General features: G+C 75.5%; 11 protein-coding genes. 7 read left to right on the forward strand and 4 right to left on the reverse strand.

Going from position 1 to position 13,535, the window contains the following annotated elements; genetic code table 11:
- The first annotated feature begins 5 nt into the window (after window positions 1-5).
- Entirely contained in the window at window positions 6-1,211 is a 1,206-nt protein-coding gene (locus TK50_RS25295) for an ABC transporter ATP-binding protein (RefSeq protein WP_043967707.1), read from the forward strand.
- A gap of 556 nt (window positions 1,212-1,767) precedes the next feature.
- On the opposite strand, the gene TK50_RS25300 is transcribed toward TK50_RS25295, so the two are convergent.
- Window positions 1,768-2,988, reverse strand: a complete 1,221-nt coding sequence (locus TK50_RS25300; RefSeq protein WP_422119957.1) for a winged helix DNA-binding domain-containing protein — start codon at window positions 2,986-2,988, stop codon at window positions 1,768-1,770.
- A 148-nt stretch (window positions 2,989-3,136) separates the two neighbouring features.
- The gene (locus TK50_RS25305) at window positions 3,137-3,874 is read right to left on the reverse strand and encodes a PRC and DUF2382 domain-containing protein (protein WP_043967709.1); all 738 of its coding nucleotides are present in this window, start codon (window positions 3,872-3,874) and stop codon (window positions 3,137-3,139) included.
- 136 nt (window positions 3,875-4,010) lie between these two features.
- Between TK50_RS25305 and TK50_RS25310 the strand changes: the two genes are divergently transcribed.
- Both TK50_RS25310 and TK50_RS25315 read left to right on the forward strand, forming a co-directional pair.
- A complete protein-coding gene (locus TK50_RS25310) occupies window positions 4,011-4,769 on the forward strand; it encodes a HipA family kinase (protein WP_043969357.1) in 759 nt (252 codons plus the stop codon).
- On the forward strand, window positions 4,766-5,134 hold the full coding sequence (locus tag TK50_RS25315) for a DUF3037 domain-containing protein (protein WP_043967711.1): 369 nt from the start codon (window positions 4,766-4,768) through the stop codon (window positions 5,132-5,134). The genes TK50_RS25310 and TK50_RS25315 overlap by 4 nt, the downstream gene beginning before the upstream one ends.
- Before the next feature lie 217 nt (window positions 5,135-5,351).
- Here TK50_RS25315 and TK50_RS25320 read toward each other — a convergent pair whose 3' ends face one another.
- Window positions 5,352-5,942, reverse strand: a complete 591-nt coding sequence (locus tag TK50_RS25320) for an HAD family hydrolase (RefSeq protein ID WP_043967713.1) — start codon at window positions 5,940-5,942, stop codon at window positions 5,352-5,354.
- Between the two features lie 112 nt (window positions 5,943-6,054).
- On the opposite strand from TK50_RS25320, the gene wrbA reads away from it, so the two are divergent.
- Window positions 6,055-6,675, forward strand: a complete 621-nt coding sequence (wrbA, locus tag TK50_RS25325) for an NAD(P)H:quinone oxidoreductase (RefSeq protein WP_043967716.1) — start codon at window positions 6,055-6,057, stop codon at window positions 6,673-6,675.
- A 22-nt stretch (window positions 6,676-6,697) separates the two neighbouring features.
- On the opposite strand, the gene TK50_RS25330 is transcribed toward wrbA, so the two are convergent.
- Complete coding sequence (locus TK50_RS25330) at window positions 6,698-8,617, reverse strand: chorismate-binding protein (protein ID WP_043967718.1); 1,920 nt, start codon at window positions 8,615-8,617, stop codon at window positions 6,698-6,700.
- Between the two features lie 282 nt (window positions 8,618-8,899).
- Between TK50_RS25330 and TK50_RS25335 the strand changes: the two genes are divergently transcribed.
- The 3 genes from TK50_RS25335 (at window position 8,900) to TK50_RS25345 (ending at window position 13,450) form a co-directional block, all read left to right on the forward strand.
- Window positions 8,900-10,312, forward strand: coding sequence for an FGGY family carbohydrate kinase (locus tag TK50_RS25335; RefSeq protein WP_043967720.1), 1,413 nt, complete (start codon window positions 8,900-8,902; stop codon window positions 10,310-10,312).
- A gap of 97 nt (window positions 10,313-10,409) precedes the next feature.
- Window positions 10,410-13,025, forward strand: coding sequence for a sensor histidine kinase (locus TK50_RS25340; RefSeq protein ID WP_043967722.1), 2,616 nt, complete (start codon window positions 10,410-10,412; stop codon window positions 13,023-13,025).
- Window positions 13,025-13,450, forward strand: coding sequence for a roadblock/LC7 domain-containing protein (locus tag TK50_RS25345; RefSeq protein WP_043967724.1), 426 nt, complete (start codon window positions 13,025-13,027; stop codon window positions 13,448-13,450). Before TK50_RS25340 ends, TK50_RS25345 begins: the two co-directional genes overlap by 1 nt.
- Window positions 13,451-13,535: the final 85 nt, after the last annotated feature.

A 13,535-nucleotide genomic window follows, 5' to 3' on the forward strand; every position in this document is an offset into this window, starting at 1 on the left:
TAGTGATGGCTGACATCGTGCTGGACAAGGTGAGCAAGTCGTTCCCCGACGGGACCGTGGCGGTGCAGGACGTCGACCTGGAGATCGCCGACGGCGAGTTCGTCATCCTGGTCGGCCCCTCCGGCTGCGGGAAGTCCACCACCCTCAACATGATCGCCGGGCTGGAGGACATCAGCTCCGGTGAGCTGCGCATCGGCGGCCAGCGGGTCAACGACAAGGCCCCCCGGGACCGGGACATCGCGATGGTGTTCCAGTCGTACGCGCTCTACCCCAACATGACCGTCCGGGAGAACATGGCGTTCCCGCTGAAGCTCGCCAAGCTCGACAAGGAGACGATCGACTCCAAGGTCGAGGAGGCGGCCAAGGTGCTGGAGCTGACCCCGCTGCTGGACCGCAAGCCGGCCAACCTCTCCGGGGGCCAGCGGCAGCGGGTGGCGATGGGCCGGGCGATCGTCCGCCAGCCCAAGGCGTTCCTGATGGACGAGCCGCTGTCCAACCTCGACGCGAAGCTGCGGGTGCAGATGCGCACGGTCGTGTCCCGGCTGCAGAAGCAACTCGGCACCACCACCGTCTACGTCACCCACGACCAGACCGAGGCGATGACCCTCGGCGACCGGGTGGTGATCATGCGGGGCGGCGCGATCCAGCAGGTCGGGCCGCCGCAGGAGCTCTACGACCACCCGCGCAACCTCTTCGTCGCCGGCTTCATCGGCTCCCCGTCGATGAACTTCCTGCACGCCGCCGTCGACGACGGGAAGCTGCGCACCGCGATCGGCGACGTGCCGATCGGCGACCGGATCCGCCGCGAGCTGGAGGCCGGCGACGCCCCGCGTGAGCTGATCCTCGGCATCCGCCCCGAGCACTTCGAGGACGCCGAGCTGGTCGACGACGACACCCGCCGCCGGGGCGCCGAGTTCACCGCGCCGGTCGACATCGTCGAGTCGATGGGCTCCGACAAGTACGTCTACTTCACGCTGGAGGGGGAGCGGGCCAGCGCCGCCGAGCTGGAGGAGCTGGCCGCCGACGCCGGGGCCGACTTCAGCGGCGGCGGGGCCAGCCTGGTCACCCGGCTGTCGGCCGAGTCGACCGTACGCGAGGGCGAGGACCGCCGGGTCTGGTTCAACCTGGAGAAGATCCACCTGTTCGACCCGTCCACGGGCCGGAACCTGACCCTGCACGAGGGGCGGTCGTCCGGGGCGCTGGCCGACTGACCACGCGCAGAGACCGGGCCGGCAGCGATTCCGCTGCCGGCCCGTGCGCTATGGGCGGGCCGCACCGGCCTGCGGCGGCGCTCTCCCGCCACCCCGTCCCGCCGCGCTCGCTCATCGGCCCGCTACCGAAGGACCGCGCCGGGAAAGGTGGCTGGCTCCGGGACACGACACGCCGACGCGATTGCACTACAACCGGCCAACGATCGCCCCAAGGTCGTGCTCAATCCCGGAAAGAGTGCCCTCTGGGCTTGGCGGGACGCCACTCATTCCCTGATCGAGCGCGATCTTGCTTCGCGTGCGAGCGCGAGCGGCGAACGGCGAACGGCGAACCGTGGGCCTACTCGTGTTGGTGTGGCCGGTTCGCCCTGATCCATGCCTCGACGGCATCTCGATCCCAGATCCGCATCCGGCCGTTGCCGACCACGTCTACTGGTTCGGGGAACCCGCTTCCCGCTGTCGATCCGTCAGGCCTCGCACCTGCTTCGCGAGCGGCGAGCGGTCTCGGTGACCCTCGCGCCCCGGTGACAGCCGGGTGGAGGGCTGAGGCGAGGGGCTCTCAGGTCCACTCCACGGCCGGCGGGAGCCCGACGAACGCCGCGTACGCCGCCAGCGCCGCGTCCACCCGCTCCCGGGTGGCGGCGTCGAGGTCGACCAGCGGGCGCACCGCCACCTTGACCTTCGTCTTGCCCAGCGTCCGCTTCCAGGTGCCGGCCACCCGGCCGCCGCGCACCACCGTCGACTGGAACACCCCGTTGCCGCCGGGGATGATCGCCTGCTTGTGCTCCGGGGCGACCATCAGCGACCGGTCCTTGAAGCCCAGCAGGAATTCGTCGAAGCCGGGCAGGGCGTGCACGTCGTCGACCGGGGTGCGGGGCGCGTCGAGCAGGGCCGCGTCGGCCACCGCCTCGACGCCGTCGACCGTCACGCTGGTGAGCGCGTCACCGGCGGCGGCGATGCCCCGCTTCGCGTCGGTGGCGGTCAGGCCCGTCCAGCCGGCGAAGTCCTGCCGGGTGGTGGGGCCGTGGCTGCGGAAGTAGCGCAGGGCGAGGATGCCGAGGGCCTCGTCGCGGTCGGGGCGGTGCGGGTCGGGCACCCACTCGTCGAGCAGCGCGAACGTCTGCTCCGTGCCGACGTGCGGGGCGATGCAGGTGACGCCCTTCTGGGCCGCGTACCACAACAGGTGGTAGCCGCGCTGGCCGGTGGTGTCGATGCCGGCCGCGTTGAGGGTGCCCTGGCACTGCGACCGGGTCATCCGTGTCCCGCCGGCCAGCGCCTCGCCGAGCACGTCGGCGGCCCGGTCGGCCTCCGCCAGGCTGAGCCCGAGGAACGCCCTGCGGGGCCCGGCGGCGGCCAGGGTGCGCACGCCGGTGACGTCCAGCATCCAGCGGGCGTCGCGGGACGGCACGAGGTGCACGGTGCCCCGCATCGGCCAGGTGCGCAGCGCCTCCCGCCGCTCCAGGGCCTCCTGCACGTCGGCCTGCGTCCAGCCGGGCAGCCGCAGGCCGAGCGACCACAGGCCGCTCGCCGCGTCCTGCGCCTGCATCGCGCCGAACCACTCGACGACCCCGGCCACGTCCTTGGGGCGGGCCGTGGGGTGGGGGCGCAGCAGCAGGGCGGTCATCCGCAGCGCGAGCGCCTCCGCGCCGGTCAGCTCAGCCGCGCCAACCGGTGCTTTCGCGCCGGGAGCCTGCCGCCGCCCGCCGCCCGCCGGTTCCCCCGCGCCGCCCGCCTGCTGCCGCACACCGCCCGCCGGTTTCCGCACACCGCTCGTCGCCACGTCTCACGCCGCCTTCCGTCCACCTCGACGGTCAGCATAGAACCGGTCACCGACACCCGCCGGACACGCGACCGGGCGGGCGGATCACCAGGGATCCACCCGCCCGGGGTCACGCCGTCCGGCAAAGGGTCACCGCCGGGGCGTCACGTCAGCGGCGGGAACGGGCCGACTGCGGGACGTCCGCCTCCACCTGCTCGCGGCGCAGCCGCTCGTCGACGGGCTGGTCCTCGACGACCTCGTCCTTGGTCAGCCGGACCCGCTCGACGGGGACCTGTTCCTTGCTGACCACCGGGTGCTCGGCGCGCAGCCGCAGCTCCTGCTGCTCGTCGCCGATCTCGGACCGCGCCCGCCGGTCGCCCGGGGCGATCGGCTCGCGCTCGACGCGCACCTCGTCGTGCTCGACGGGGACGGTGGTGTGCACGTCCTCGTCGACGACGTGCTTGCGCAGCCGCGCGGTTCCGGCCGGCTCGCTCTCGGTGCCCACCAGCAGCCGCTCCTCGGAGCGGGTCAGCTCCGGCCCCCGCGGGTAGCCGGCGGCCTGCTGGCGCGGCGGGGCCGGCGGGGTGGGCGGCGGAAGCTGGTAGTGCGCGTAGAGCTGGGTGAGCTGCTGGGCGTCCAGCGGCTCGTCGGTGCCCGTCTCGACGCTGGGCGCGCCGCGCACGGTCGCCTTGTCGTACGGCAGGCTCAGCTTGTCCTGCTGCATCCGGGCCGACTGGAGCGGGGCCATCGACTCGTGGTGGCCCATCACCCCGGTGGCGACGCTGACCCAGGTCGGCTCGCCGGCGGCGTCGGCCCACACCTGGCCCACGCTGCCGATCTTCGCACCCGAGCGGTCCTGGACGTCCTGCCCGTACAGCGAGCGGATCTGCTGCTCGGTCAGTCGCATTGGCTCGTCCTTCCTCTCGTGGGTCACGACGTGGCTACCCGAGCCGCTCCGGAAGCATTCCGCGGCCCGGCCGTGGATAGGAGCGCCGGCGGCGGCCCGCGCGGGCGGCGCAGGGGTTCCGGCTAGGGTGGGCCTCGTGCTCCGTCAGGTCACCGGAATCCGGTACGTCACCCCGCTGCGCGAGGGCGGCTCGCTGCCCGGTGTGGTCGAGGCCGACGACCTGGGCACGTACGTGGCGAAGTTCTCCGGCGCGGGGCAGGGGCCGAAGGCGCTGGTCGCCGAGGTGATCTGCGGTGAGCTGGCCCGCCGGCTCGGGCTCGCGGTGCCCCGGCTGGTGGTGCTGGACATCGACCCGGTCATCGGCCGGGCCGAGCCCGACCAGGAGGTGCAGGAGCTGCTGCGCGGCAGCGGCGGGCCGAACCTGGGGATGGACTTCCTGCCCGGCGCGCTGGGCTACGACCCGGTGGCGCACCCGGTCGACCCCGCCCTGGCCTCCCGGGTGCTCTGGTTCGACGCGTTCACCGAGAACGTCGACCGCAGCTGGCGCAACCCCAACCTGCTGATCTGGCACCGCGAGCTGTGGCTGATCGACCACGGCGCCTGCCTCTACTTCCACCACAACTGGCCGCGCGCCGAGGCGGCCGTGCGCCGGGCGTACCGGGCCGACGACCACGTGCTCGCCCCCTACGCGAGCCGGCTGGCCGAGGCCGACGCCGACCTCGCGCCGAGGGTCACCCCCGGGCTGCTCGCCGAGGTGCTGGCGCTGGTGCCGGACGCCTGGCTGGCCGGGCCCGACTTCGACTCCGCCGACGCGGCCCGCGCCGCGTACGCCGACCACCTCGCCCGCCGGGTGGCGCGCACCGCCGACTGGCTGCCGCAGGGGAGCGCCGCGTGAGAGAACCCTTCGAGTACGCGGTGATCCGGCTGGTGCCCCGGGTCGAGCGCGGCGAACGGATCAACGTCGGGGTGATCCTCTACTGCCAGGGGCGGGACTTCCTCGCGGCGCGTACCCATCTCGACGCCGACCGGGTCCGGGCGCTCGCGCCGGACGTGGACCTCGCCGAGGTGGCGGCGGCGCTGGGCTCCTGGGACCGGACGTGCGTCGGCGAGGGCCCGTCGGGGCGGATGCGGCGGGGCGAGCGGTTCCGCTGGCTGGCGGCCCCGCGCAGCACGATGATCCAGACCGGGCCGGTGCACACCGGGCTGACCGTCGACCCGGCGGCGGAACTCGACCGGCTGCTGGAGGCCCTGGTCCGCTGACCACCCGGGCCCTTGTCCGCCGGACACGCCGGTCCCCTGATCGCGCTACGCCGGCCTCGTTGCCGACGGAGCGCGATCCCCCGTTCAGGTCGACCGGCGCACCGGCGGCGGCACGGGCCGCCGGAGCCGGTGCGATCAGGATGGCGCTCGGCGGCCCGGCCGGGGCCGACCGGCCGTGGAACTTGCGCAAAACTTGAGCGAGCCGCCGCGGTCGGGGTCAGCCCCGCCGGGGCTGCGGGACGCGCACCGAGGCCATGCCGGCGGCGGTGGCGGCCTGGATGCCCAGGTCGGCGTCCTCGAAGACCAGGCAGGCCGCCGGCGGCACCCCCAGCAGCCGGGCGGCGAGCAGGAACGCCTCCGGGTCGGGCTTGGGCCGGGCGTAGTCGCCGGCGCAGACGAGCGTGTCGAACCGGTCGAGGATGCCGAGCGAGCCGAGGGACGCCGTGACCGACTCCCGCGTGCTGCCGGAGACCACCGCGAAGGGCACCCGCCCGTGGGCGTCGTGGATGTGCCGCAGCACCCCGGGCACGCCGGTCGCCGTCGGCAGGAGCTCCTGGTAGAGCGCCTCCCGGCGGGCGGCGACGGCCTCCACCGGCATCGCCAGGCCGTGCCGGTCGTTGAGGTCGGCGACGATGTCGGCCACCGGCCGCCCGGCCCAGGCGTAGAAGAGGTCCTCGGGCAGGTCGCAGCCCCATTCGCCGAGGGCCCGCCGCCAGGCCGTGTGATGCTGGGGCATCGAGTCGACGATGGTGCCGTCGCAGTCGAACAGGTACGCCTGGAACTCGCCGTCGGGCAGGGGCAGGATCACCGCACCAGGCTATCGCCCGGCGGACCCGGGCCGTCCGGCACGCCCGCCGCCGACGTTTGACGCCGCAAGCAACGGGTAGTCGCGGGAGCTGACCCCGAGCGAGGAGGACCCGATGGAGGGCCGGATCAAGGTCGCGGTGATCTACTACAGCGCGACCGGCATCACCTATCAGATGGCGCAGTCCGCGTGCGAGGCCGCCGGCGAGGCCGGCGCGGAGGTCCGGCTGCGCAAGGTGCGTGAGCTGGCGCCCGACGAGGCGATCCGGTCCAACTCGGGCTGGCAGGCGCACCGCCTCGAAACCCAGGACGTCATGGAGGCCGAGCCGGACGACCTGTCCTGGGCCGACGTGGTGATCCTCGGGTCGCCCACCCGCTACGGCATGGTCGCCGCCCAGCTCAAGCAGTTCATCGACACCACCGGCCCGCTGTGGGCGCGCGGCGCGCTGGCGAACAAGGTCTATTCGGCGTTCACCTCGACGGCGACCTCGCACGGTGGGCAGGAGTCGACGCTGCTGTCGCTGCTCACCGTCTTCTACCACTGGGGCGGCGTCGTCGTCACCCCCGGCTACACCGACCCGAGCCAGTTCGTCGCCGGCAACCCGTACGGCGCCTCGCACACCAGCAACAACGGCGAGGTCCCGCCGGACCACGTGGCGCTGGCGGCCACCGCGCTGACCGCGAAGCGGGCGGTGCACATCGGCGAGGCGCTGAAGCGGGGCCTGGCCGCCGGCTGACCTCCGGCGGCCGGCGCGCTCCTCACCCCTCGGCGTGGGCCACGGCCGGGGACCGGCCCGGCGGCACCGACAGCAGGTGGCCCAGCAGGTCGGCCAGGACCGCCAGGCCGTCGCGGCTGAGCACCGACTCCGGGTGGAACTGCACCCCGGCGAAGCCGGGCCCGCGCAGCGCGTGCACCGCGTGGTCGACCGGGTCGCGGGCCAGCTCCACCGGCCCGTACGCGCTGGCGACCCGGTCGGCGGCGGCGACGGCCGTGAACGTGGAGTAGAACCCCACCCGGCGGCTCGTGCCGAACACGCTGACGTCGCGCTGCAACCCCTGGTACGGCGCATCGCGCCGGTGCAGCGGCAGCCCGAGCAGCCCGGCCAGCAGCTGGTGGCTCAGGCACACCGCGAGGGTCGGCGCGCCGGCCGCGAGCCGCCGGGCGAGCAGCCCGCGCAGGGCGGCCATCTTCGGCTGGTCCACGGCCCTCGGGTCGCCCGGGCCGGGGCCGGCGACCACCAGGTCGTACGCGTCGTCGCCGGCCGGCCGGTGCCAGGGCGTCACCTCGACGGCCAACCCGAGGGCGCGCAGCTGGTGGGCGAGCATCCCGGTGAAGGTGTCCTCCCCGTCGACGATCAGCGCCCGCCGGCCGGCCAGCCCGGGCAGGGCCACCGCCCCCGGCGGGCGCTGGTCCAGCCAGAACCGGGCCAGCGGGGCGTTGCGGGCGGCCAGCGCGGCGCGTACCTGCGGGTCGTCGGCGAGCCGGGGCGCCGGGCCCGGCCCCGGGTCGGGGGCGTCCGGGCGCAACCCGAGGGCGGCCAGCACCCCGGCCGCCTTGGCGTGCGTCTCGGCCACCTCTCCCTCGGGCGTGGAGTGGCGCACCAGGGTCGCCCCGACCGGCACCCGCAGCTCCCCGTCGGGGGAGATCTCCGCCGTGCGGATCAGGATCGGCGCGTCCAGGGTCTGCCGGCCGGCCTCGTCGCGGCCCAGCAGGGCCAGCACCCCGGCGTAGTAGCGCCGCCCGGTGCGCTCGTGCCGGGCGATGACCCGGCAGGCGTTCTCCATCGGGCTGCCGGTGACCGTCGGGGCGAACATCGTCTCCCGCAGCACGTCCCGCACGTCGAGGCAGCTCTGCCCGGCGAGCAGGTACTCGGTGTGCGCCAGGTGGGACATCTCCTTGAGGTACGGGCCGACGACCTGCCCGCCGCGCTCGGCGACGGTGGCCATCATCTTCAGCTCCTCGTCGAGCACCATGTACAGCTCGTCGACCTCCTTCGGGTCGGTGAGGAAGCGCAGCAGCGACGCGGTGTCGGCCGTGCCGCCGTGGCGGAAGGTGCCGCTGATCGGGTTCATCATGACCAGGCCGTCGTCGACGCTGACGTGCCGCTCGGGGCTCGCCCCGACCAGGGTCCGGGTGCCGGTGTGCACCACGAACGTCCAGTACGCGCCCCGCTCGCGCAGCAGCAGCCGGCGCAGCGCGGCCAGGGCGGCGACCAGCGGGGAGCCCTGCACGGTGGCGCGCATGGTGCGGTGGACGACGAAGTTCGCCCCCTCGCCCCGGCCGATCTCCTCGGCCAGCACCCGGGCGACGGTGTCGGCGTACTCGGTGTCGGGGATGTCGAACCCGGCGTCGGTGGTCACCACCGGCGCGTCGGGCAGGGCGGCGAGGACGTCGGCCAGGGGTAACCGCTCGTGCCCGGCGACCTGGAGGCACTCCAGCGGGGTCCCGTCGTCGACGCAGGCGAACCCGCGCTCGGTGACCTGCCGGTACGGCACCAGCGCCAGGGTGCGCGGTCCGGCCGGGCCGTCGGGCAGCGGGACGTCGGCGAGCCGGTCGACGGCGCGTACGGTGCCGGTGAACAGCTCCAGGTGGTCGGCGCCCTCGCGGCGGACGAGCGCGAAGGGGCCGGGGTCGACGCCGTCGGCGACGGCGGCGAGCAGGTCGTGCGGGCGGGTCATCGGGTTCTCCTGTGGTGGCCGGGCGGCGCCGCCGGTGGCGGCCCCGGGCCGGGAGGAGAACCGGCGACCGCCTCGTGGGGCGGCCGCGTGGGAAGCTACGCGCGGGGGTGGGCCGCCGGGTCGGCGGGCCACCAGCAGGTCAGGTGCGCGGGCATGCCGTCACCCTACGCGCGCCGCCGCCGCCGGGGAACCCGATCCCGGGGTACGGGACCGGCCGCAGGCCACCGGCGACGACGTCGACCGCCGCGCTGACCCGGTGCCCGCCCGGTACGGTGAGCCACGATGAACATCCTCGCCCTCGACCTGGGCACCTCCTCGGTGCGCGGCCTCGTGCTGGACCCGGAGGCCGTGCCGCGTCCCGGTGCCCTCGCCCGCCGGAAGGTGCGCGTCACCGTCGACGACGACGGCGCGGGCACCCTGGACGCCCCGGCCTACCTGGCCTGCCTCGCCGAGTGCCTCGACGAGCTGGCCGCCGGCGGGCACCTGCGCGACGTCGGACTGGTCGCCACCAGCGCCCAGTGGCACTCGGTGCTGCCGGTCGACCGGGCCGGCGAGCCACTGGGGCCGGTGCTCACCTGGCTCGACACCCGCCCCGAGCCCCCGGCGGGCGCGACCGGCCCGGCCGACGGGGCCGCGTTCCACCGGCGCACCGGCACCTGGTGGCACCGCTGCTACTGGTCGGTGCGGCTGCCGTGGCTGCGCGGGCGCGCCTCGACCCCGCCCGCCCGGTTCCTCGGCCTCGCCGAGTACGTGCTGGGCGGCCTGCTCGACGCCGCCCCGATGTCGGTCTCCCAGGCCTCCGGCACCGGTCTGCTCGACCTGCGCACCCTCACGTGGGACGCCGAGGCGTGCGAGCTGGCCGCCGCCGGCCCGGGGCAGCTTCCCGAGCTGGCCGGCGACGGCTGGCGGGGGCGGCTGCGCCCCGAGCACGCCCGCCGTTGGCCGCAGCTCGCCGAGGCGGCCTGGGCGGCGCCGGTGGGCGACGGGGCCGCCTCGAACGTCGGCTCCGGCGCGGTGGACCCGGGCCGGGCGGCGGTGACGGTCGGCACCTCGTCGGCCGTCCGGCTGGTCCAGGCGGTGCCGGCCGGGGCGGAACTGCCGCCGCTGCCCGACCGGCTGTGGCGCTACCGGGTCGACCACGACCACGTGGTCACCGGGGCCGCGTACTCCTCCGGGGGGAACCTGTTCGCCTGGGCGGACCGGGAGCTGCGGCTGCCCCGGGGCGCCGCGCTGGACGCCGCGCTGGCCCGGATCCCCCGGGGCGGTGGCGTCGCGGCGGACCCGCACTTCGGGGGCGACCGGCCGCCCGGTCACGCGCCGGCCGGCTCGGGCGGGCTGGGCGGGCTGAGCTTCGGCACCGACGCGGTCGACATCCTCGCCGGCCTGATGTCCGGGGTCTGCCGGCTGGTCGCGGCCGACCTCGTCGAGCTGGAGTCCACCGTGGGCGGCCCCGTCGAGGTGGTGCTGGGCGGCGGGGCGGTGGAGGCCTCCGCGTGGTGGCGGGAGTCGTTCGCCGACGTCCTCGCGCCCCGCGGCGTGTACCACCACCCCGACCCGGAGGTCGGCGCGACGGGCGCGGCCCGGGTGGCGCTGGGCCGGCTGGACGCGGCGGTGCCACTCGTGGCCATCGGCCGGACGGATGAGCCGCCCTCACCGACCCCGTCAGGACAGCGCCACCCTCGGTATCCTTCCTGAGGCCCGCCTCAGGTCAGCCCGTTGACACCGCCGTCGGGACTGGTTGGATGGACCCCGCTGTCCGGTGCGGCGGACGCGAGGGACCTAGGAGGCAGGTGTGGGCGCAGGTCCCGACCCGGCGCGAAACGGGGTGTCGAACCACCGTAGGCGCCGGTTCGACGTCCGCGTCGTGCCGCACCGCCGCCGATCGCCCCTGCGGCTGCGGGACTGGCGGATGGGCACCAAGCTCGCCACCGTCCTCGTCATCCCCTCCGTGGCGTTCCTGGTGCTGGCCGGCGTGCAGACCCAGGGCCTCGTCGGGCGCACCACCGAACTGAGCGACTTCGCCCGCCAGGTGGGCATCGGACGCCAGATCACCGACGTGGTGCACCAGCTCCAGCAGGAACGCGACCGCACCGCCGGCGAGCTGGCCGAGCTGCGCCGCAGCGGGGGCGGCGGTGCCGCCCGGGACGCCGCGATCGCCGCGCTGAAGCCGTTGCAGTCCAGCACCGACGCCGCCGTGCAGGAGCTGCGCCGGGCGGCCGGCCCGCTGGCCGACGCCGACGCCGCCTGGCAGGTGGCCTACTCGGCGGCGCTGGAGGCGTACGACCAGGTCGTCTACATCCGCGCGGCGGTGCCCCCGGCGGTGCTGGCCAGCGACACGATCCTCAGCAACTACCACCGGGCCGTCTCCGCCCTGCTGAACCTGCTCGCCCAGCCCTCGCCGGGGGAGGGCCGGCGGGCGCTCAACGAGGCGGTGCTGCGCTACGTCCAGCTCGCCCGGGTCAAGGAACTCTCCTCCCGGGTCCGCGCGGAGCTGTACGCCGCCGCCCGCGCCGGCCGGTACGGGGTGGAGGACCAGGTCGAGCTGACCGACCTGCGGGCGCAGCAGCTCACCGCCCTCGGCGCGTTCCGGGTCGCCGCCACCACCGAGCAGATCCGCCGCTACGACGCCGTCTCCGTCGACCCGGCGTTCACCGCCGCCGCGAAGCTGGAGGAGCAGAGCCTGCCCAGCGGCGGCGCGGAGCCGAAAGTGCTGCCCGCCCCGCAGTGGTGGGCGGCCAGCGAGCAGCGCCAGGAGCTGCTGCGACAACTGGAGGCCAGCGTCGTCGACGACGCGGTGGGCCGGGCCGACGAGGCCAGCGCCGGCCAGCTGCGCACCACCCTGCTGGTGGCCGGCGGGATCGTCGCGGTGCTGCTGGTGGCCCTGCTGATCTCGGTGCTGGTCGGGCGGACCATCGCCCGGTCGATGCGGCTGCTGCGCGGCCAGGCGCTGCGGATCGCCCAGATCGAGCTGCCCGACGCCCTCGACCGGCTCCGCCAGGTCACCGGCGGGGTGCCCGAGATCGAGGTGCCGGCGGCGGTCGTCCGCTCCCTCGACGAGGTCGGCGAGTTGGCCGAGGCGTTCGTCGCGGTGCACCGCAGCGCCGTCAGCGTCGCCGTGGAGCAGGCCACCATGCGCCGCAACGTCAACCTGATGTTCGTCAACCTCGCCCGGCGCAGCCAGGTCCTGGTGGAGCGGCAGCTGGAGCTGCTCGACGGCCTGGAACGGGAGGAGAGCGACCCCGACCAGCTGGAGAACCTGTTCAAGCTCGACCACCTCGCCGCCCGCATGCGCCGCAACGACGAGAGTCTGCTGGTGCTCGCCGGCAGCGAGTCGACCCGGCGGTGGAACCGTCCGGTGGCGCTGGGCGCGGTGCTGCTGGCCGCCAGCGCCGAGATCGAGCAGTACCAGCGGGTCCGCCACGAGCAGGTCGCCGACCTGCACGTCGTCGGGCACGTCATCGGCGACCTGGTGCACCTGTTCGCCGAGCTGCTGGAGAACGCCACCACGTTCTCCCGGCCGGACACCGCCGTGCTGGTCACCGCCCGGCCCGAGGGGCACGGCGCGGTGGTGGAGATCGTCGACCGGGGGCTGGGCATGGGCCCGGCCGCGCTCGCCGAGGCGAACGAGGTGCTGGCGACCCCGCCGGCGGCCGACGTGGCGGCGTCCGAGCGGATGGGCCTGTTCGTGGTCAGCCACCTGGCCGCCCGGCACGCGGTGGTCGTCCGCCTGCACTCCGCCCCCGACGGCCTCGTGGCCCGGGTGCGCATCCCGGCCCCCCTGCTCACCCCGGCCCCGCCGATGGTGGAGCTGGACCCGCCCGTGTCGCCACGGATGCTGACCACCACCCTGACCAACCTGCCCCGGGTGACCGCGCCCCTGGCAGACGACCCGGCCCCGGTGGCGGGCGGTCGGCCGCCGGGCGTCGCCGCCCAGGGCCCGGCTCGGCCGCCGGGCGTCGCCGTGCCGCCGGACCCGGCGGAACAGCCGGTGGCGGGCCGCCGGCCGCGCAGCGTCACCGTGCCCCGGCCCGGACGGCCGGTGCCGGTGCGGGCGGAGGACGTGCTCACCCCGGCCGCCGGCCCGGTCGCCCCCGCCGGGGGCGGCTGGTGGTCGCGGCAGGGCCCGGCGGCCGGCGCGGCGACGCCCGATGCCGCACCGCCCACGGTGCCGGTGACCGGGGGCGTCAACGAGCGCGGCCTGCCGGTCCGGGTGCCGATGGCCCAGCTCGCCGCCGTGACGCAGCCGGCCCGGCCGCAGGAGCCCGCTCCCCGGCACGACCCGGACCCGGAGGCCGTGGGCGGCATGCTGACGCGGCTCTACAGCGGCGTACGGCGGGCCGAGGCCGAGGAGACCACCGAGATTTTCCTGCCGCCGGCCGGCGGGCGCACCGAAGGGGGACATCAGTGATGACGTTGAGCCAGGAGGCACGGGACGTGAGCTGGCTGGTCAGCGCGTTCGCGCAACGGGTGCCCGGGGTGGCGCACGCCATCGTGGTCTCCTCGGACGGGCTGCTGGTCGCCGTCTCCGACCACCTGCCGCGCGACCACGCCGACAAGCTGGCCGCCGTGACCTCGGGGGTGATGAGCATCACCGCCGGCGCGGCGCAGATGTTCGACGGCGACATCGTCAAGCAGACCGTCGTGGAGATGGGCCGCGGCTACTTCCTGGTGATGCAGGTGCGCGACGGCTCGATCCTGGCCACGCTGGCCGCCGGGGACGCCGACATCGGCGTGGTTGGCTACGAGATGGCACGGCTGGCCAAGCAGGCCGGCGAGATGCTCACCCCGGCGCTACGCGCCGAACTCCAGCAGGCGCTGCCCCCGCTGGGCTGAGCGGCGCGACCGGGCGGGCCGGCGCCGGTTCGCCGCGACCCGGGGAACACCCGCCGGGCGGTGCGGAGCGACCGTGCCCGCCCGG

Source organism: Micromonospora haikouensis, assembly GCF_000876225.1.
GTDB lineage: Bacteria > Actinomycetota > Actinomycetes > Mycobacteriales > Micromonosporaceae > Micromonospora > Micromonospora haikouensis.